Genomic DNA, 17,027 nt, shown 5'->3' with positions numbered 1-17,027 from the left:
TGCGCCGTCAAATTCGATCAGCGCATGCCCCGATTCAATTTTTGAATGATCGATGCGCTAGGCGCCGAGCGTGCCGCTGTGCTGCTGCACCTGTGCCTGCCACTCGGGCGTTTGCAGGAAAGCCCGTGCGGCGTCGAGCGCGCGCGAACTTCGCACGCCGTCCTGCGTCATGAAGCCGATGGGCGTGCGCACCTCGGGCGACACCAGCGGTAGCGCTTCCAGCTCGCGGTGGCTGCGCACCGCTGCCACCATCGCGCCCGGCAGCACGCTGCTGACCGTGCCGACGCTCACCGCCAGCGCGAGCGTCAGCACCGAGTTGGTCTCGATGGCCGGCGCCACCGGCACGCCGGCCTCGCGCAGCGCCTGGTCGATGATGGCGCGGTTGTGCATGTCGGGCGTGAGCAGGCACAGCGGCAGCTTGCCGGCCTCGGCCCACGGCATGGGCTTGCCGATGCGCAGATGGTCGGCCGACGCCTTCTTCGCGCGCCGCAGCAGGAAGTAGTGTTCGATGCTCTGCGGCCAGGCCTTGAGCTTGATGCCCGGCAGGTGCATGCGCTCGGTGTAGCCGAGCGCGAGGTCGACCGACAGGCTCTCGAGCCCGGTCTCCAGCTCCTGCGAACTCATCGACAGCACCGCGGGCACGATGCCCGGATGCCGCTGCTGCAGCATGGCCGCAAAGCGCGACAGCATGGGAATGGCCGTGGGCACGGCCGCCATGCTCAGCCGGCCGTGCGGGTCGCCCTGCGTGCTGCGCAGCTCCTGCACCAGCACGTCGTTCTCGCGCAGCATGCGCTGCGCGGTGGCCAGCACGCGCTCGCCTTCGTGCGTGAGGCCCACGTACACCCGGGCCCGCTTGACGATGACGACGCCGAACTCGCTTTCCAGCGCGCGCAGCGCGTTGGACAGAGCCGGCTGGGTGATGTGGCAGGCCTGCGCGGCGCGGCCGAAGTGCTTGTGCTCGCTGAGCGCAACCAGATAGCGCATCGAGGCGAGCAGGTTCATGCCTAGGTGTTCTTGCTGATCGAGATGGTGGGGAACTTGGAGGAAAAGTCCTTCGCCTTCTCGGCGATGCCCACGGCCACGCGGCGCGCCACGGCCTTGTAGATGCCCGCCACGTCGCCTTCGGGGTCGGACACCACCGTCGGCGCGCCGCTGTCGGCCTGCAGGCGGATCTTGATGTCCAGCGGCAGCGCGCCGAGGTATTCCATCTGGTATTCGGCCGCCATCTTCCTGCCGCCGTCGGCGCCGAAGATGTGTTCGGCATGGCCGCAGTTCGAGCAGATGTGCACCGCCATGTTCTCGACGATGCCCAGAATCGGCACGCCCACCTTCTCGAACATCTTGATGCCCTTCCTGGCGTCGAGCAGCGCGATGTCCTGCGGCGTGGTGACGATCACCGCGCCCGTCATCGGCACGCGCTGGCTCAGCGTGAGCTGGATGTCGCCGGTGCCCGGCGGCATGTCGACGATCAGGTAGTCCAGGTCTTTCCAGTTGGTCTGGCGCAGCAGCTGTTCCAGCGCCTGCGTGGCCATGGGGCCGCGCCAGATCATGGCCTGGTCCTGGTCGACCAGGAAGCCGATCGACATCACCTGCACGCCGTGGCGCTCCATGGGTTCCATGGTCTTGCCGTCGGCGCTGTCGGGGCGGCCTTCGATGCCCATCATCATGGGCTGGCTCGGGCCGTAGATGTCGGCGTCCAGCAGGCCCACCGTGGCGCCTTCGGAGGCCAGCGCCAGCGCCAGGTTGGCGGCCGTGGTGCTCTTGCCCACGCCGCCCTTGCCCGAGGCCACCGCGATGATGTTCTTGACGTTGGGCATCAGCTGCACGCCGCGCTGCACCGCGTGGCTGATGACCTTGGTGACGATGTTGACCGACACGTTCTCCACGCCCGGCACCGTCTTGGCAGCCGCCACCAGCGCCTTGCGGATGGCCGCGTGCTGGCTTTTGGCGGGGTAGCCGAGCTCGATGTCGAAGGACACGTCGCCCTCCGAGACCTGGAGGTTTCTGAGCGACCGGCTCGCCACGAATTCCTTGCCGGTGTTAGGGTCCGCGACGGCCTTGAGCGCGTCCGTCAGCCCTTCTGGGGTGAGTGCCATTGATCAAACTCCTGAATGGCCGGTAGTCTAGTGCGCTCTCCGGGCCTTCATCGAACAGCTCCTCAATAACCAAAAAATGCCAGAGACAAGCCCCGTCACCGGCCTCCTGCTCACCGGGGGCGGCGCCCGGGCCGCCTACCAGGTGGGCGTGCTGGAGGCCATCGCCGAGATCCGGCGCGGCGCCGGCCCCGCTGCCGGCGCCGGCAATCCTTTCCAGGTCATCACCGGCACCTCCGCCGGGGCCATCAACGCGGCCGCGCTGGCCTGCGGCGCCGACAGCTTCGACCACGTGGTGGCGCACATCGCCGAAGTCTGGAGCCAGTTCCGCGCCGAGCAGGTGTACAAGGCCGACTCGCTTTCCGTCATCGGCAGCGGCGCGCGATGGCGCATGCTGCTCGGGCTCGGGCGCTTCGCGGCCAACTGGATGCGCGTGAAGCCCAGGTCGCTGCTGGACAACTCGCCGCTGGCAGAGCTGCTGCAGCGCCTTGTGCAGCTCGACCGCCTGCCGCAGCTCATGAAAGACGGCCACGTGCAGGCGCTGGCGGTGACGGCCTCGAGCTACAGCTCGGGCGAGCACGTCACCTTCTTCGAGGCGGCCGTGCCCATGGAACCCTGGGTGCGTTCGCAGCGGATCTCGGTGCGCGACCGCATCACCCATGCGCACCTGCTGGCTTCATCGGCCATTCCGTTCGTGTTCCCGGCCACCGCGCTGCCGATGCAGCAGGACCACATCGAGTACTTCGGCGACGGCTCGATGCGCCAGTCGGCACCGATTGCAGCGGCCATCCACCTGGGCGCGCAGCGCATCGTGGTGATCGGCGCCGGGCGCATGCACGAGCCGCGCGAAGCGCCTGGCCCCAACACCCACACCGGCTACCCGACGATGGCGCAGATCGCGGGCCATGCGCTGTCGAGCATCTTCCTGGATGCGCTGGCGGTCGACATCGAGCGGCTGCACCGCGTCAACCACACGCTGAGCCTCATTCCCGAGGCAGCGCGGGCGGCGAGCGGGCTGCGTCCGCTCGACCTGCTGGTGATCTCGCCGTCGGAGCGCCTCGACGTGATCGCGGCGCGCCATGTCGACGCCCTGCCCGGCGCGGTGCGATACCTGCTGGGCGGCTCGAAGGTGGCGGCCGACGTGAAGGGCGGCGCGCTTGCGAGCTACCTGCTGTTCGAGTCGGCCTACACGCGCGAGCTGATGGCGCTGGGCCGCGCCGACGCAATGAGCCAGCGCGACGAGGTGCTGCGGTTCTTCGGCTGGGGCAGCCCCGCAAGCGCGGCCTAGATGTGCAGCGCGGCGAGCACGCCCACCGCGAAACCCGCGGCGGCCACGCCGAACATCGCGCGCTCCAGCCATTTCTTCCTTGTGAGCAGCGCAATGGCGGCCAGCGCGATCGACACCTGAAGGACGGTGGTTGCCTGCGCCCAGCGGTGGTGCTGGTGCATCTGCTCTTCCGACTGGGCGTCCCAGCGGCTCGCCTCTTCTTCAAGCTTTTTCGCGGCGGCCTGGATCTCGGTCTTCTCCTGCTCGTAGCGGCTCACCTTGACCTGCCAGCCCTGGCGCTTGTCGTCCGTCGCGGTGTCGCGCGCGAACTCGGCCAGCGCCTGCTTGGTGCTCTTCGACTGGAAGTAATTCCACTGGTTGGACGCCTCGGTCTTCTTGATCGCGGCATTGTTCTTGTAGAGCCCGGCGTTGGCCTGGGTGGCGCCGCCCATGTACGAGAAGATCGCGCCGAAGGTGGCGATCACCGCGGTGCACATCGCGATCTTGCTGGTCATGCTCATGCCGCCGGCCTCTTGGCCGTGGCCGCCGCCCGAGGCGGCGTGTTCGAGTTCGTGATCGTGCGGGCCGTGCACGTGAAAGCCGTGTCCTGACATGGGATCCTTGTTGAAGCGATGCTGGGGTGGGGGCGCGCGAGTATGCACGCCCGCCGATGACAGTTGCCTCAACGCGCCGGGACGCGCTTGCGCCTACCGGTGCTCCCGCAGCAGCCATTGCTCCTGCGCCGCGACCACCTCTTCGCCCGAGCGCCCGGTGATCGCGCGGTAGACGCCAGGCGCGGTCGCGCCTTCAGTGCTGACCAAAAGCACGCGCGCCGCAGGGCCCAGGCCGGAGGAACGGCGCGCATCGGGGTCGGCCGCGAGCACCTGCAGCGCCGCCAAGCCGGCCGCGCCGGACTCGCCACTGAGCACCGGCACATCGCCCGCCTCGCCGGTCGCGAGGGTGCGCATTGCCTGCTCTGCCTGTGCATCGGTCACCGTCATGAACAGATCGACGGCAGGCTGCAGGAAGCGCCACGCGAGCGGCGAGGTCTCCCCGCAGGCCAGCCCCGCCATCACCGAGTCGACCGAGCCCGTGGCACGCGCGGGGCGGCCGCTTCGCGCGCTCTGCAGAAGGCAGTCGGCCTGCTCGGGCTCCACGACGATGAAGGCCGGACGCGCGGCGCCATAGCGTTCCCAGAAATGGCTGGCCACGCCGGCCGCCAGCCCGCCCACGCCGCCCTGCACGATGACGTGGGTGAACGGGCACGGCCCTTCGGCGGCGGCGTGCTCCAGCAGTTCGTCAGCCAGGATGCCGTAGCCCTGCATGACGTCGCGCGGCACTTCCTCGTAGCCGTCGTAGGAGGTGTCGGAAACCACCTCCCAGCCGTTGGCCCCGGCAAGCCGCGCGGCTTCTTCGACCGACTCGTCGTAGTTGCCCGCGATGCGGACGATCTCGGCGCCCAGTTGCGCGATGGGCGTTTCGCGCTCCTGGCTCACCTGCGCATGCAGCACGATCACGCAGCGGCAGCCGATGCTCTGCGCGGCGGCGGCAAGCGCACGCCCATGGTTGCCGTCGGTCGCGCTGACGACCACGAAATCGCGCAGCGCCCCGGCATGCCGCCCCGCCAGCAGATCGCCGGGCGTCCATCCGCGATCGGGCCAGCGGCGCAGCACGAGCCGCAGCAGCGCCACCGGCGCGCCGAGCACCTTGAAGCTGCCGAGCGCCGAGCGCTTCGATTCGTCCTTGACGGTCAGCCCGCCGATGCCCAGTTGCGCCGCAAGGCGGGGCAGCGCCCATGCCGGTGTCGGCTGCGGCGAAAGCCGGTTCCAGCTCGACAGCCACTGCCGGCTTTGCTTGCCGCGCGCGATGCTCATCACTTCGCGCAGGGATTCGTCGTAAGCGCGCCGGCTTGCCCGGGGGTTGGTGAAAAACATGCTGCTCAGCTCCCCGTGCCGGTCGATCGGGGAAGGCGCATGCGCACGAGCTCCGCGAAATAGCGGGCGCCCGTCGCGAGCACCTCGTCGTTGAAGTCGTAGCTGCTGTTGTGCAGCGGCGTGCCGCCGGGCTCTCCGTCGGCCCCGTTGCCGAGGAACACGAAGGCACCCGGCACCGCCCGCAGGAACGCGCCGAAATCCTCAGACGCCATCAACGGCACCACATCGGCGTCGACGTTCCCGGCACCCACCACGGCCGTGGCGGCAGCCACCGCGAAAGTCACGCACTCGGCCCAGTTCACGGTGGGCGCGAACTCGTGGGTGTAGCTGAAGTCGCATTCGGCGCCGTGCATGCGGCAGATGCCTTCGCTGATGTCGCGCATGCGCGTGGCCAGCATGTGCTGCACGGCCGGATCGTAGCTGCGCGTGTCGCCCTTGATGACGACGTTCGACGGAATCGCGTTGCGGATGCCGTCGGTGATGAACTCGGTGCACGAGACCACCGCCTGCGCGCCGGGGTCGAGCGTGCGCGACACGATGGTCTGCAGCGCCAGCACGATCTCCGCCCCGATGACGATCGGGTCTATGCCCATGTGCGGCCGCGCGGCATGCGTGCCGCGCCCCTTCACGTGGATCACGAAGTTGTCTTCGCTGGCCATGATGCCGCCCACGCGCGTGGCGATGGTGCCGGCGCGCATGCCGGGCATGTTGTGAAGGCCATAGATCTCGTCGACCGGGAAGCGCTCGAACAAGCCGTCGTCCATCATGGCCTTGGCGCCGCGGCCGTGCTCCTCGGCAGGCTGGAAGATGAAGCGCACGGTGCCGTCGAAGTCGCGCCGCTCGCGCAGCAGCCGCGCGGCGCCCAGCACGATCGACATGTGGCCGTCATGGCCGCAGGCGTGCATCTTGCCGGGCACGGTGGAGGCATGGGCACGGTCGGCGGGCAGCTCGGTGATGTCGAGCGCGTCCATCTCGGCGCGCAGGCCGATCACGCCCTTGCCGCTGCCCACTTTCAGGTTGGCGACGAGGCCGGTGCCGCCGATGCCGGTGTGCACCTCGAGGCCCAGCGCCTTCAGCACGCGGATCACGAAGGCGGAGGTCTTCGCTTCCTGGAAGCCAGTCTCTGGCATGGCGTGCAACTGCCGGCGCCAGCCGGTGAGTTCGTCGCGCAGGGGGGGTGTCTGCAATGTTCATGGCGAGATGCTATTGACAACACAGCAGTATGGGCGCGCAAAATCGCGCCCATTGACGCAACGTTTTTGCGTCGCCGCCCTCGAATGACACCTCTGGACGCCCTGGACCTTCGCCTGCTCGACCTCGTGCAGGCCAACAGCCGCATGCCGCAGAGCGAACTCGGCGAACGGGTGCACCTGTCGACGGCCGCCGTCAACCGGCGGCTGAAGCGCATGCTCGACGAGGGCGTGATCCAGCGCTACGGCGCAGTGCTGTCGCCCGCCGCGCTGGGCCATCCGCTCACCATCGTGGCCGAGGTGGAGACCGAGAGCGAGCAGATCGAACTGCTCGACGCCATGAAGCAGAGCTTCCGCGACTGCCCGCAGGTGCAACAGTGCTACTACGTGACGGGCGAGTGGGACTTCATCCTGGTCTTCGTGGTGCGCGACATGGCGCAGTACACCGCGCTGACCCGGCAGCTTTTCTTCCAGAGCAACAACGTCAAGCGCTTTCGCACGCTGGTGACGATGGACCCGGTGAAAGCGAGCCTCGACGTGCCCGTTTCACGCCCCTAGACAGGCAGGCCGCGATGTACCCCAAGAACCGCCTCGACGCGCTGACCGACGGCATCTTCGCCGTGGCCATGACCATCCTCGTGCTCGACCTGCGGATCCCCGACGAAACCGCCGTGGGCGCGACCGAGGCCTCGTTCTATCGGGCCCTGCTGGCGCTGAGCCCCAAGTTCGTTCCTTACCTGCTGAGCTTCTACGTGTTGGGCGCGAGCTGGCTATCGCTGATCAAGGCCCGTTCGCGCGGCGAATCGGTGGGCGCGGGCTATGCGAAGTGGAGCCTGTTCTATCTGCTGTTCGTGACGCTGCTGCCCTTCTCGACCGTGCTGATGGGCCGCTTCACCTCGCACACCGTGGCAACGGCCATCTACGCGGTGAACATCGGCATCATGGCCGCCACGGCCTTCCTCCTGATGTCGCTGCTGCCAGACCCGGTGAAAGACGAACACTGGGTGGACCGGCGCATATCGCTGCTGGTGCTGCTGGCGTCCTGCGTGCTGACGTTAGTACTGAGCTTCTTCAGCCCCGGCAAGGCGCTGTTCGCGTTCTTGCTGAACGGCCTGGCGGGTATGTTGGTACGGCTGTACCTGCGCCGTGTGCCCAAGCCGAACTAGCTCAGGCCGAGCAGCACCAGGACCCCGGAAACGAACCAGCCTTCCTTCCTGGCACCGGCAGAGCCCTCCTTCGAGATCGGCACCATCCTCGCGCGCTTCCAGGCCCGGATGTTGTTGGCGACCGCAAGGCACAGGCCGACCAGCACCAGCGGCGCCATGTGCCATACGCCCGCGGCAATGGCCGAGACGGTGACGATCAGCAGGCCAGCCATCGTGATGCCCGACGAGGTGCTGGCAAGCACATGCGACAGCTTGCCGCAGTGGCTGCATTCGACAGGCCTGGCACGGCTGGACCAGCGCTTGGCCATACTGTCGATACCGGGCTGGCGGCAATGAAGACAGGTGGATGTCATTCGGCTCCGACGGAAATGCGGGAGCTCACGATAGCCGAGCTTTCTCGAAGTGCGCAACCCTCAACGCACAGGCTGCGCCGGCAGCATCGAGCGCAGCAGCATCAGCACCGCACACACGATGGGCGCCAGCGCCAGCAGCCGTCCGGGCTCGAAGGCCAGCCCGGCCACCGCGCCGACGAGGCAGCCGAACTTAATCCACGCCGGCACCGCCTCCCAGCCGCGCCGGTGCGCCGCCGCGAAGCCGATGAGCGCGACCCAGCCGAACAGGCCGCCGAAGACCGACAGCACCCAGCTCAGCAGGTAGAAGGCCGAATCCGCATCGCGGAACGCGAGCGCGGTGCCCAGGCCGCGCCAGGTGTTCCACCAGCCGTCGAACAGAAGAAAGCCGGTGGCCGATGCGGCCCACCAGAAGAACGCATAGAGGCTCGCGATGCCAGCCAGTGCAGCGAGCCAGCCGAGCAGGCGGCGGCTGATGTCGTCGAAAGGCATGTGATCGCGCCATTCGGCGATCTGTCCGTGGTCCATGTCCGGTGCTCCATTGAAGAGTTGGCAATGGGCACGAAGTTAGGCAGCGGATGCGCGGGCTGCGTGAAGCCCGTGTGAAGTACCGGAATCAGTCCGTTTCGGAAATCCCCAGCTCGGAGCACACGCGCCCGAGCAGCGCCTTGAGCGACGCCACCTCGGTTTCGAGCCGCGCTACGTTGGCCTTGAGCGCCGCGACCTCGCCCAGCGACACGTCGTGCGGCGCATGGGCGGCGTCGGACGATGCGCTCCCCGAGCCCGCGACTTCTTCGGCCGGCGTGCCGCTCAACAGGTGCGCCCAGCGGCTTTCCCGCGCACCGGGCAGCCGCGCCAGCTTGACGACCAGCGCACCGGCCGGGCGTTCCGCCAGTTCGTTGAGGAAGCCCTCGACCGACGAGATGTCGGCAAAGTTGTGCATGCGGTCGCAGGCGATGCGCAGCTCGCCCGCCGTCTGCGGGCCGCGCAGCATCAGCACGGTCAGCAGGATGACCGACTGCGACGGAATGCGCAGCACGCGGTCGATGTTGTGCTCGTAGCGGTAGGCGCGCCCGCCGCTGGTTTCGGCGACGAGGCTGTAGCCCTTCAGGCTGTCGATGGCGGCCTGCACCTGCGACTCGGTGAGCTCGAGCACCGGGTTTCGGCTGGTCTTCTGGTTGCAGCCCGACACCAGCGAGTTGAGCGTGAGCGGGTAGCTGTCGGGCACGGTGCGCTGCTTCTCGGCCAGCACGCCGAGGACACGGGTTTCGAGGAGGGACAGGACGGGCAACGGATTGGACATGGCTCGACGGAAATTCTCGGAAATGAAAACGCAAGGCACGGCACGGGGCGCGACCGCGTCGCAAGCCCCATGCGGCGAAACTCAGCCGCCGTTGATGCGGGCGACGAGCGCCTTCGTGAACGCCTCGGTGCCCGCCGTGCCGCCCAGGTCGCCGGTGCGCACCTTGTCGATGTTCAGCGTCTCGTCGATGGCCGTGCGCAGGCGCGTGGCCAGTTCGGGCAGCCTGACGTGGTCGAGCATGAGCGCGGCGGCCAGCAGCAGCGCGGTCGGGTTGGCGATGCCCTTGCCGGCGATGTCGGGCGCGGAGCCGTGCACCGCCTCGAAGATCGCGGCGTCGGCGCCGATGTTGGCGCCGGGCGCCATGCCCAGGCCGCCGACCAGGCCCGCCACCAGGTCGGACAGGATGTCGCCGAACAGGTTGGTCGTGACCAGCATGTCGAACTGCCAGGGGTTCAGCACCAGCTTCATGGCGCAGGCGTCGATGATGACCGTGTCGAGCTCGAACCTGCCCTTGTACTTCTTCTCGTACAGGTCCAAGCCGGTCTCCAGGAAGATGCCCGTGAGCGCCTTCATGATGTTGGCCTTGTGCACGATCGTGACTTTCTTGCGGCCAGTGGCCACGGCCGTCTCGAAGGCGTATTCCAGCAGGCGGCGGCTGCCCTGGCGGGTGTTGATGCCGGTGGCCATGGCCACGGCGTGCGGGTCGCCGTCGATCGGTACGTAGTGCTCGTGGCCGATGTACAGGCCTTCGAGGTTCTCGCGCACGACCACCAGGTCGATCTTGTCGAAGCGGCCGCCCGGAATGATGGTGCGCGCGGGGCGCAGGTTGGCGTACAGCTGGAACTCCTCGCGCAGCCGCACGTTCGACGAGCGGTAGCCGCCGCCCGAGGGCGTTTCCAGCGGCCCCTTCAGCGCGAGGCGGGTGCGGCGGATGCTGTCCAGCGTGGCCAGCGGCAGCGGGTCGCCGGCGGCCACCACGCCGCCCAGGCCGGCGATCTGGCGGTCCCATTCGAAGGGCGCGCCCAGCGCATCGAGCGCGGCCAGCGTGGCGTCGACGATTTCGGGGCCGATGCCGTCGCCGGGGATCAGGGTTGCGGGAATGGAGGTGGTCATGGGTTGGGCGCTCAGGTCGGTTGACGAGGAATTTGCGGAGACCGGCTTCCCTGCATCGGGTGTGGCGGAGGTCGCGCGCACTCGCCGGGCGGTCTACGCCGGGATCATCCCACGGTGCGCCCGCACCGTGGGGCCAAAGCCTTACGCCCCGGGGGATGCGCGGCTGGTTTTACAGCCGGCATCCCTTTCACGCCTCAACGTTATTCCAGTCCGTCGAGTTCGTAGCTGAAGAGCGACTCGCCCTTGGCGGTCTTCACCTGCATCTTGATGACACCGTACTCGGGCGCGTACCAGGAGTCGACCGAGTTGTCCTCGCCGCGCGAGCGCACATGGCAGACGTTTTCGAAAGTGCGAGCGTTGTAGTTCGGCTTCAGCTCCAGGTTCTCGAAACCCACGAAGACATGCTCGGACTGGTACTTGTTGGCGAAGTCGAAGGCCTCGTTGCCTGCGCTCGTCGTCTTCACGCCCTTGCCGGCCAGCTTGAAATTGCCGCCCGGCTTGACGTCGGCCGGAACCTCGGGAAACGGTGCCGAGAAGACTTCCTTGATGACGACCTTGCTCGCGTTGCCTCCCAGGGCCGCGACGCCGTATTGCTCGGAACCCAGCCGCTGGCGGCCGGTTTCATCGAAGAACTTCGCGGTCTTGACGCCGCCGTCGGTGCTCACCACGCTCATGGCCGCCTTGCCCGCGAACCGGGCCTTGACGATCTGGATCTTCGAGCGGTCGCTCAACGTGTAGTTCACGCCGGGCTTCAGCTTGAAGCAATCGGCAAAAGATGGTGCAGCGGCGATGGCGCTGGTGGTCGCAGCGGCCGCAAAAACCGCGCCCAGAATCGCCTTGAAACCAAATGACTTAGCACTGTGCATCGAATCCTCCCTGTGTTTTGGAGCGGAAATGATGCCATGCGGATTTGACTGATTTTTCAGCTCACCTCGAGGCGGTTCCCAAGGGAGCGAAGCAGCCCGGGAAGCGAGGTTCGAGGGGGCGATGCCGGCGTCCAACCCACGGCCGGACGCGGCCACCTAAAATGCCCGGTTCCCCGTCAGCCACTCCGAAAGCGCCCTTCCCGATGTCCGCCCCGCGCAAGCTCTTCGTCACCACCGCCCTGCCGTACGCCAACGGCAAGTTCCATATCGGCCACATGATGGAATACATCCAGGCCGACATCTGGGTGCGGAACCAGCGGATGAACGGCGCCGAGGTCAACTTCGTCTGCGCCGACGACGCGCACGGCGCGGCCATCACCATCGCGGCCGACAAGGCCGGCGTGACGCCGCAGGCCTTCGTGGCCGAGATTGCGGCCGGGCGCAAGCCGTATCTCGACGGCTACTACATCTCCTTCGACAACTGGCACTCGACCGACGCGCCCGAGAACCACCAGCTCGCGCAGGACATCTACCGCGACCTGCGGGCCAACGGCCTGATCAGCACCAAGAGCGTCGAGCAGTTCTACGACCCCGAAAAGGGCATGTTCCTGGCCGACCGCTTCATCAAGGGCGAGTGCCCCAACTGCCATTCGAAGGACCAGTACGGCGACAACTGCGAGGTGTGCGGCGCCGTGTACGCGCCCACCGAGCTGATCAATCCCTACTCGGCCCTGTCGGGCGCCAAGCCCGAGCTGCGCAGCTCGGAGCACTTCTTCTTCAAGCTCTCCGACCCGCGCTGCGAGGCCTACCTGAAGGAATGGACCGCCGCCCCCGGCCACGTGCAGTCCGAGGTGCAGAACAAGATCCGCGAATGGCTCTACAAGGACGACGAGGGCAAGGGCGGCCTCGGCGACTGGGACATCAGCCGCGACGCGCCGTACTTCGGCATCGAGATCCCCGATGCGCCGGGCAAGTACTTCTACGTGTGGCTCGACGCCCCCGTGGGCTACCTGGCGTCGCTGAAGAACCTGCTGGACAAGCGCTGCATCGAACTCGGCGGCGACGGCATCTCGTACACCGAGTACATGGCCGACCCCGACCTCGAGCAGGTGCACTTCATCGGCAAGGACATCATCACCTTCCACACGCTGTTCTGGCCCGCGATGCTGCACTTCAGCGGCCGCAAGGCGCCCGACGCCGTGTACGTGCACGGCCACCTCACGGTGAGCGGCGAGAAGATGAGCAAGAGCCGCGGCACCGGCATCGACCCGCTCAAGTACCTGTCGATCGGGCTCGACCCCGAATGGCTGCGCTACTACATCGCCGCCAAGCTCAACGGCCGCAACGAAGACATCGACTTCAACCCCGAGGACTTCGTGGCGCGCGTCAACAGCGACCTCGTGGGCAAGTACATCAACATCGCCAGCCGCGCGGCGGGCTTCATCGGCAAGCGCTTCGGCGGCAGGCTGGGCGAGGTGTCGGCAGACGGCGACGCGCTGCTGTTCACGCTGCGCGACGCGGCCACCCAGATCCACACGTTGTACGACGGCCGCGACTACGCCCGCGCCCTGCGCGAGGTGATGGCGCTGGCCGACAAGGTGAACGAGTACGTCGACCAGAACAAGCCCTGGGAGCTGGCCAAGAAGGAAGGCGCCGAGGCGCGCCTGCACGACGTGTGCACCGTGTGCATCGAGGCCTTCCGCCTGCTCACGCTGTACCTGAAGCCGGTGCTGCCGGCGCTGGCGCTGAACGTCGAGGCCTTCCTGAAGACCTCGCCGCTGGTCTGGGCCGACGCGGCGCAGTCTCTGCCCGCGGGCCACGCCATCGGCGACTACAAGCACCTGATGCAGCGCGCCGACCCCAAGCAGGTCGACAAGCTGTTCGATGCGCCCGAGGCACCCGCTGCGGCACCCGCCGCCGCGACGGAAGCCCAGGAGCTGCCCGGCGGCGAAGCCATCGCGCCCGCCATCACCATCGACGACTTCGCGAAGATCGACCTGCGCATCGCGAAGATCGTGGCCTGCGAGAAGGTCGAAGGCTCGACCAAGCTGCTGCGCCTGACGCTCGACGCGGGCGAAGGCAAGACCCGCAACGTGTTCAGCGGCATCGCCTCGGCCTACCAGCCCGAGCAGCTAGTGGGCAAGCTCACGGTGCTGGTCGCCAACCTCGCGCCGCGCAAGATGAAGTTCGGCATCAGCGAAGGCATGGTGCTGGCCGCGAGCCACGGCGACGAAAAGGCCCACCCCGGCATCCACGTGCTGGAGCCGTGGCCGGGCGCGACGCCGGGCATGCGCGTGCGCTGATCCCCGGGCGGGACGGGGTCGATTCGGGGCGCGGCGTCGCGCGGGCCACAATCGGCGGGCCCATGCATTCCCCGCTGAACCTCCACCGCTTTCGTCCACGCTTGATGGACGCGCTCGCGGACTACAACCGCGCGCGTTTCTTCAAGGACCTGGGCGCGGGCGCGACGGTCGGCATCGTGGCGCTGCCGCTGGCCATGGCCTTCGCCATCGCGTCGGGGCTCAAGCCCGAGGCCGGCATCTGGACGGCGATCATCGCGGGCTTCCTGATCTCGCTGCTGGGCGGCTCGGCGGTGCAGATCGGCGGGCCGGCGGGCGCATTCATCGTGATCGTCTACGGCATCGTCGAGCGCTACGGCGTCGCCAACCTGCTGATCTCCACCGCCTGCGCGGGCGTGCTGCTGTTCATGGCGGGCCTCTTCGGGCTGGGGCGGCTGGTGCGCTTCGTGCCGCTGTCGATCGTGGTGGGCTTCACCAACGGCATCGCGGTGCTGATCCTGCTGTCGCAACTCAAGGACCTGCTGGGCCTGACGGTGGCGAAGATGCCGGCCGACGTGTTCTCGCAGCTGCACGCCATGGCGCTGCAGATCGGCACCTTCAACCCTTACGCCTTTGCGCTGGGCGTGGCTTGCGTGGCGGGCCTGCTGCTGTGGCCGCGGCTGCTGCGCGCCGAGTCGAAGATCGGCGCCGCGGTGCTGCGCGTGGGCGGCCGGGTGGCGCGCACGCGGGCCGTGCAGGTAGGCGCGCGCATGCCGGGGCCGATCGTGGCGCTGGTCACGCTCACGCTGGTGTCCTGGGGCTTCGAGCTGCCCGTGGAGACCATCGGCACGCGCTTCGGCGGCATTCCCGAAGGCGTGCCGGCCTTCGCGCTGCCCGACTTTTCCTGGGAGACGGTGAAGCAGCTGGTCACGCCCACGCTGACCATCGCGCTGCTCGGCGCCATCGAATCGCTGCTGTGCGCGCGCGTGTCCGACCAGATCAGCGGGCAGCCCCGGCACGACCCGAACCAGGAACTGATGGCGCAAGGCATCGCGAACGTGGTCACGCCCTTCTTCGGCGGCATGCCGGCCACGGGCACCATTGCGCGCACCGTCACCAACATCCGCTCGGGCGGCACGTCGCCGATCGCGGGCATGGTGCATGCGCTGACCTTGCTGCTGGTGGTGCTGCTGGCCGCGCCGCTCGCGCGCCATGTGCCGCTCGCGGTGCTGGCGGGCATCCTGGTGTTCGTGGGGCTGAACATGGGCGAGTGGCGCGAGTTCACGCCGACGCAGCTGCGGCATTTCAGCCGGCACTACCGGCTGCTGATGCTCGGCACCTTCTTCCTCACGGTGGTGTTCGACCTGACGGTGGCGGTGCAGGTCGGCATCGTGCTGGCTTGCGCACTGTTCATCCGGCGCATGAGCGGGCTGTTCAGCGTGGAGCTGGTGACGCTGCAGCCGCCGGTGCTGACCTACCGCATCTACGGCGCGCTGTTCTTCGGCGCGGCGGCCAAGCTGGACGAGGCGGTGAACGCCGCCGAGCGCGCGCCGCGCGGCATGACGGTGGTGCTCGACGCCACGCACCTGACCTACCTGGACGCCACAGGCGTCGACGCGCTGCGGCAGTTGCACCGCGCGGTGCTGGCGCGCGGCGGGCTGCTGCGCATCGAGTCGCTGCAGCCCCAGCCGCGCGAGGTGATCGAGCGCTCCGGCTTCGCGGAGGAACTGGTGACGGGCCGGCCCGCCGCGGCCCACGGCGCCTGAGGCTGCCTCGGGATCAGGGCGCCTCGGTGCCCCGGTCGGGCGACGAGCCGCTGCGCACCACGCGCTGGTCGTCGTTCAGCGTGGCGGTGAAGACCATGGCCGAGTTCGGCGGCTGCACCCAGCGCCATTCCCATTCGGTCTCGCGCCTGAGCGCATAGGGCGTGACCTTGGCGGGCTTGCCGAGCATCTTGCGCAGGTCTTCCATCATCATGCCGGGCTGCACCCTGGCGAAGTTCTCGGGCGTCAGCACCTGGCGCAGCGCGCTCATCTTGCCGTCCGTGCCGATGGTGATCATGTAGTTCTTCTGGCCCTGCGGCTGGCGGTTGTATTCGAAGATGCGGCCGCGGTCGGGGCCGTCCCAGATGTTCTCGGGCTCGCCGAAACGGGCACGCACGTCGGCCTCGGTGGAGACGCCTTCCTCGAGTTCGCTGATGTTCTTCGAGTCGCAAGCCGCAAGCGCCAATACGGTCGCCAGCAACGCCGCCGCCATGCCGATCCCCCACCCTTTGCGATGCTTCATGCCGTCCCCGGTAAAATTCGCGCCATAAAGGTCCAGTCTATGTCCATCTTCCGCCGCCCCCACTACTCTTCCGAGATCACGAACTTCATCGAGGAGATGAAGGAAAAGAAGCCAACGCTGGAAGCCGAACAGCGCGCCGGCCGCGCCCTGCTGTGGGACAAGCACCTCGACCGCAGCCTGCTCGAGGAGTACAGCGAAGCCCGCGTCCCGATGCAGCCGTACGTCTACCAGACCCAGCCCAAATAATTCATCGGTGAAGCCGAATTGGCATCCAACCCTCGCCAGCATTGCGCCGAAAGCTATTGAAATGATAGCGCTCGACCGATGAACGGAGACGAGGACAACGGCACGCTGGTGGTCGCCATGCCCGACGTGGTCGACCAGGTCGCGCTCGCGAGGCTCTATGGCGAGCCGCTGTTCGCGATGCCGAAGGACCTGTACATCCCGCCCGAGGCGCTGCAGGTGTTCCTCGAGGCCTTCGAAGGCCCGCTGGACTTGCTGCTCTACCTGATCCGCAAGCAGAACTTCAACATCCTCGACATCCCGATGGCGGGGCTCACGCGGCAATACCTGAGCTATGTCGACGAGATCCGGCAGACGAATCTCGAACTCGCGGCCGAGTATTTGCTGATGGCCGCGATGCTGATCGAGATCAAGTCGCGCATGCTGCTGCCGCCCAAGAAGGTGGCCGACGGCGAGGAAGCCGAAGACCCCCGCGCCGAACTGGTTCGCCGCCTGCTCGAATACGAGCAGACCAAGCTGCAGGCCGCCGCCATCAGCGCCATGCCGACCTACGGCCGCGACTTCTGGAAGGGGCAGGTCTACATCGAGCAGTCGCTGAAGCCGCGCTTCCCCGACGTCGACGTGGCCGAGCTGCGCGACGCCTGGGCCGACATCATGAAGCGCGCCAAGCTCGTGCAGCACCACAAGATCTCGCGCGAGGAACTCAACGTGCGCGAGCACATGAGCATCGTGCTGCGCCATCTGCAGGGGCAGCGCTTCGTGGAGTTCGAGAAGCTGTTCGACGTGTCGCGCGGTGCGCCGGTGCTGATCGTCACCTTCATTGCGATGCTGGAGCTCGCGAAGGAAACGCTCATCGACATCACGCAGGCGGAAGCCTTCGCTCCCATCTACGTCAGGCTGGCCTACTCGCCAAGCTGACCCAACCGGCCTTCCGACC

At 67.7% G+C, this 17,027-nt stretch carries 18 protein-coding genes; 7 read left to right on the top strand and 11 right to left on the bottom strand.

Annotation, left to right across the window (positions count from 1 at the left end; translation table 11 throughout):
* Positions 1-57 precede the first annotated feature (57 nt).
* Positions 58-1,002, bottom strand: coding sequence for a LysR substrate-binding domain-containing protein (locus C4F17_RS25240; protein WP_106937071.1), 945 nt, complete (start codon positions 1,000-1,002; stop codon positions 58-60).
* Positions 1,003-1,004: 2 nt separating this feature from the next.
* Positions 1,005-2,096 carry an iron-sulfur cluster carrier protein ApbC gene (gene apbC / locus C4F17_RS25235; RefSeq protein ID WP_106937070.1) on the bottom strand — a complete coding sequence of 364 codons (1,092 nt, stop codon included), beginning with the start codon at positions 2,094-2,096 and terminating at the stop codon, positions 1,005-1,007.
* 76 nt (positions 2,097-2,172) lie between these two features.
* On the opposite strand from apbC, the gene C4F17_RS25230 reads away from it, so the two are divergent.
* On the top strand, positions 2,173-3,381 hold the full coding sequence (locus tag C4F17_RS25230; protein WP_106937069.1) for a patatin-like phospholipase family protein: 1,209 nt from the start codon (positions 2,173-2,175) through the stop codon (positions 3,379-3,381).
* Here the strand turns inward: C4F17_RS25230 and C4F17_RS25225 are convergent.
* The 3 genes from C4F17_RS25225 to C4F17_RS25215 form a co-directional block, all read right to left on the bottom strand.
* Positions 3,378-3,974: a DUF4337 domain-containing protein gene (locus C4F17_RS25225; protein WP_106937068.1), complete on the bottom strand. Its 597-nt coding sequence runs from the start codon at positions 3,972-3,974 to the stop codon at positions 3,378-3,380. The genes C4F17_RS25230 and C4F17_RS25225 overlap by 4 nt on opposite strands.
* Before the next feature lie 93 nt (positions 3,975-4,067).
* Positions 4,068-5,294, bottom strand: coding sequence for a diaminopropionate ammonia-lyase (locus C4F17_RS25220; RefSeq protein WP_106937067.1), 1,227 nt, complete (start codon positions 5,292-5,294; stop codon positions 4,068-4,070).
* Between the two features lie 5 nt (positions 5,295-5,299).
* A complete protein-coding gene (locus C4F17_RS25215) occupies positions 5,300-6,481 on the bottom strand; it encodes a M20 aminoacylase family protein (protein WP_106937066.1) in 1,182 nt (393 codons plus the stop codon).
* Positions 6,482-6,571: 90 nt separating this feature from the next.
* Between C4F17_RS25215 and C4F17_RS25210 the strand changes: the two genes are divergently transcribed.
* Entirely contained in the window at positions 6,572-7,042 is a 471-nt protein-coding gene (locus tag C4F17_RS25210; protein WP_106937065.1) for an Lrp/AsnC family transcriptional regulator, read from the top strand.
* Positions 7,043-7,056: 14 nt separating this feature from the next.
* Positions 7,057-7,650, top strand: coding sequence for a TMEM175 family protein (locus C4F17_RS25205; protein ID WP_081265973.1), 594 nt, complete (start codon positions 7,057-7,059; stop codon positions 7,648-7,650).
* Here C4F17_RS25205 and C4F17_RS25200 read toward each other — a convergent pair.
* The 5 genes from C4F17_RS25200 to C4F17_RS25180 form a co-directional block, all read right to left on the bottom strand.
* The gene (locus tag C4F17_RS25200; RefSeq protein ID WP_106937064.1) at positions 7,647-7,958 is read right to left on the bottom strand and encodes a hypothetical protein; all 312 of its coding nucleotides are present in this window, start codon (positions 7,956-7,958) and stop codon (positions 7,647-7,649) included. The genes C4F17_RS25205 and C4F17_RS25200 overlap by 4 nt on opposite strands.
* A gap of 105 nt (positions 7,959-8,063) precedes the next feature.
* Positions 8,064-8,528 carry a hypothetical protein gene (locus C4F17_RS25195; RefSeq protein ID WP_106937063.1) on the bottom strand — a complete coding sequence of 155 codons (465 nt, stop codon included), beginning with the start codon at positions 8,526-8,528 and terminating at the stop codon, positions 8,064-8,066.
* A gap of 88 nt (positions 8,529-8,616) precedes the next feature.
* On the bottom strand, positions 8,617-9,303 hold the full coding sequence (locus C4F17_RS25190) for a YceH family protein (RefSeq protein WP_106937062.1): 687 nt from the start codon (positions 9,301-9,303) through the stop codon (positions 8,617-8,619).
* Positions 9,304-9,384: 81 nt separating this feature from the next.
* Positions 9,385-10,416: an isocitrate/isopropylmalate dehydrogenase family protein gene (locus tag C4F17_RS25185; protein WP_106937061.1), complete on the bottom strand. Its 1,032-nt coding sequence runs from the start codon at positions 10,414-10,416 to the stop codon at positions 9,385-9,387.
* A 200-nt stretch (positions 10,417-10,616) separates the two neighbouring features.
* Positions 10,617-11,159 (bottom strand): hypothetical protein, encoded by a 543-nt coding sequence (locus C4F17_RS25180; protein WP_159053711.1) that lies wholly within the window; start codon positions 11,157-11,159, stop codon positions 10,617-10,619.
* A gap of 326 nt (positions 11,160-11,485) precedes the next feature.
* Here C4F17_RS25180 and metG point away from each other — a divergent pair, with 326 nt between their 5' ends.
* Both metG and C4F17_RS25170 read left to right on the top strand, forming a co-directional pair.
* Positions 11,486-13,585: a methionine--tRNA ligase gene (gene metG / locus C4F17_RS25175; RefSeq protein WP_081265979.1), complete on the top strand. Its 2,100-nt coding sequence runs from the start codon at positions 11,486-11,488 to the stop codon at positions 13,583-13,585.
* Positions 13,586-13,647: 62 nt separating this feature from the next.
* Complete coding sequence (locus tag C4F17_RS25170) at positions 13,648-15,327, top strand: SulP family inorganic anion transporter (protein ID WP_106937704.1); 1,680 nt, start codon at positions 13,648-13,650, stop codon at positions 15,325-15,327.
* Positions 15,328-15,340: 13 nt separating this feature from the next.
* Here the strand turns inward: C4F17_RS25170 and C4F17_RS25165 are convergent, their stop codons facing one another.
* Positions 15,341-15,817 (bottom strand): outer membrane protein assembly factor BamE, encoded by a 477-nt coding sequence (locus C4F17_RS25165; protein ID WP_106937703.1) that lies wholly within the window; start codon positions 15,815-15,817, stop codon positions 15,341-15,343.
* Between the two features lie 69 nt (positions 15,818-15,886).
* Here C4F17_RS25165 and C4F17_RS25160 point away from each other — a divergent pair, with 69 nt between their 5' ends.
* Together C4F17_RS25160 and C4F17_RS25155 are read left to right on the top strand one after the other, a co-directional pair.
* Positions 15,887-16,093: a DUF3460 family protein gene (locus C4F17_RS25160; RefSeq protein ID WP_081265980.1), complete on the top strand. Its 207-nt coding sequence runs from the start codon at positions 15,887-15,889 to the stop codon at positions 16,091-16,093.
* A 78-nt stretch (positions 16,094-16,171) separates the two neighbouring features.
* Complete coding sequence (locus C4F17_RS25155; RefSeq protein WP_081265981.1) at positions 16,172-17,008, top strand: segregation and condensation protein A; 837 nt, start codon at positions 16,172-16,174, stop codon at positions 17,006-17,008.
* Positions 17,009-17,027: the final 19 nt, after the last annotated feature.

Origin of the sequence: Variovorax sp. PMC12, from assembly GCF_003019815.1 — a bacterium.
In the GTDB taxonomy this organism is placed as follows: Bacteria; Pseudomonadota; Gammaproteobacteria; order Burkholderiales; family Burkholderiaceae_C; genus Variovorax.
This window is presented reverse-complemented; position numbering and strand designations above follow the sequence as displayed.

Bases quoted from the DNA above. Each gene is read 5' to 3' on its own strand.
- C4F17_RS25205 (WP_081265973.1), top strand. From the start codon at position 7,057: ATGTACCCCAAGAACCGCCTCGACGCGCTGACCGACGGCATCTTCGCC.
- C4F17_RS25220 (WP_106937067.1), bottom strand. From the start codon at position 5,294: ATGTTTTTCACCAACCCCCGGGCAAGCCGGCGCGCTTACGACGAATCC.
- C4F17_RS25155 (WP_081265981.1), top strand. From the start codon at position 16,172: ATGAACGGAGACGAGGACAACGGCACGCTGGTGGTCGCCATGCCCGAC.
- C4F17_RS25170 (WP_106937704.1), top strand. From the start codon at position 13,648: ATGCATTCCCCGCTGAACCTCCACCGCTTTCGTCCACGCTTGATGGAC.
- C4F17_RS25185 (WP_106937061.1), bottom strand. From the start codon at position 10,416: ATGACCACCTCCATTCCCGCAACCCTGATCCCCGGCGACGGCATCGGC.
- C4F17_RS25225 (WP_106937068.1), bottom strand. From the start codon at position 3,974: ATGTCAGGACACGGCTTTCACGTGCACGGCCCGCACGATCACGAACTC.
- C4F17_RS25195 (WP_106937063.1), bottom strand. From the start codon at position 8,528: ATGGACCACGGACAGATCGCCGAATGGCGCGATCACATGCCTTTCGAC.
- C4F17_RS25230 (WP_106937069.1), top strand. From the start codon at position 2,173: ATGCCAGAGACAAGCCCCGTCACCGGCCTCCTGCTCACCGGGGGCGGC.
- C4F17_RS25165 (WP_106937703.1), bottom strand. From the start codon at position 15,817: ATGGCGGCGGCGTTGCTGGCGACCGTATTGGCGCTTGCGGCTTGCGAC.
- C4F17_RS25190 (WP_106937062.1), bottom strand. From the start codon at position 9,303: ATGTCCAATCCGTTGCCCGTCCTGTCCCTCCTCGAAACCCGTGTCCTC.
- C4F17_RS25210 (WP_106937065.1), top strand. From the start codon at position 6,572: ATGACACCTCTGGACGCCCTGGACCTTCGCCTGCTCGACCTCGTGCAG.
- C4F17_RS25240 (WP_106937071.1), bottom strand. From the start codon at position 1,002: ATGAACCTGCTCGCCTCGATGCGCTATCTGGTTGCGCTCAGCGAGCAC.
- C4F17_RS25160 (WP_081265980.1), top strand. From the start codon at position 15,887: ATGTCCATCTTCCGCCGCCCCCACTACTCTTCCGAGATCACGAACTTC.
- apbC (WP_106937070.1), bottom strand. From the start codon at position 2,096: ATGGCACTCACCCCAGAAGGGCTGACGGACGCGCTCAAGGCCGTCGCG.
- metG (WP_081265979.1), top strand. From the start codon at position 11,486: ATGTCCGCCCCGCGCAAGCTCTTCGTCACCACCGCCCTGCCGTACGCC.
- C4F17_RS25200 (WP_106937064.1), bottom strand. From the start codon at position 7,958: ATGGCCAAGCGCTGGTCCAGCCGTGCCAGGCCTGTCGAATGCAGCCAC.